The organism is Streptomyces sp. CA2R106 (assembly GCF_037034245.1).
In the GTDB taxonomy this organism is placed as follows: Bacteria; Actinomycetota; Actinomycetes; order Streptomycetales; family Streptomycetaceae; genus Actinacidiphila.
Window position 1 is genome coordinate 1 of record NZ_JBAGKC010000120.1, and the last position, 1,152, is coordinate 1,152.

General features: G+C 75.7%; 1 protein-coding gene. It reads right to left on the reverse strand.

The window, feature by feature from the left end; all coding sequences use genetic code 11:
* Nucleotides 1–1,152 (reverse strand): condensation domain-containing protein (locus WA788_RS35290; RefSeq protein ID WP_335984549.1); only part of this gene is annotated, 1,152 nt, incomplete at both ends.

Sequence of the window (1,152 nt, forward strand, 5' to 3'; positions counted from 1 at the left end):
CGCGAACGACGGATCACCGCTCGTGTCGGTCCGCAGCACCAGCGTGTTGACGAAGAACCCGACCAGATCGTCCAGCGCCTCGTCCGTACGCCCCGCGATCGGACTTCCGATCGGGATGTCCGTGCCCGCACCCAGCCGCGTGTACAGCGCCGCCAACGCCGCCTGGAGCACCATGAACAGACTCGCCCCACTACCGCGCGCCAACTCCACCAGCGCCGCGTGCAGTTCGGCGTCGAACGCGAAGTCGACGTGGTCGCCGCGCCAGCCGGCGACGGGCGGGCGGGGCCGGTCCGCGGGCAGCCGGATCAGCTCCGGCAGGTCGGCCAACTGCCTTGTCCAGTAGTCGAGTTGCTCGGCGAACCGGCTGTCCGGGTGGTCGGCGTCGCCGAGCAGCTCGCGCTGCCACAGCGTGTAGTCGGCGTACTGCACCGGCAGCGCCGGCCGCTGTGCCGGCCGGCCCTCGCAGCGGGCCGCGTACGCCTCGGCCAGGTCGCGGGCGAGCGGGCCGGTGGACCAGCCGTCGGCGGCGATGTGGTGCATGACCAGCAGCAGCACGTGCTCGTCCGGCGCGAGGGCGAACAGCTCCGCGCGCAGCGGCACTTGGGTGGCCAGGTCGAACGGCCGCCGGGCGGCCTCGGCGAGGGCACGGGGCAGGTCGTCGCGCGCCACCTCGGCCGGCCGGACCCGCGGCCGGACCGCGGCCGGGTCCAGCACCCGCTGGCAGGGCACGCCGCCGACCTCCTGGAAGACCGTCCGCAGGCTCTCGTGCCGGGCCACGACGTCGGCCAGCGCCCCGTCCAGCGCGGGCCGGTCGAGGTCTCCGGACAGCCGCAGCGCCAGCGGGATGTGGTACGTCGCGGCGGCCGCGTCCATGCGGTGCAGGAACCACAGCCGGCGCTGCGCGAAGGACAGCGGCACCGCCTCGGGCCGCGCGCGGGCGGTCAGCGCCGGGCGGGCGCGGTCGGCGCCGGCCAGCGCCCCGGCCAGGCCCGCCACGGTGGGCGCCTGGAAGAGGGCGCGCAGGCCGAGTTCGACGCCGAGCACCGAACGCACCCTGGCCGCGAGCCGGGTGGCGAGCAGGGAGTGCCCGCCCAGCGCGAAGAAGTCGTCGTCGGCGAAGACCCGCGGCAGGCCCAGCACTTCCGCGAACAA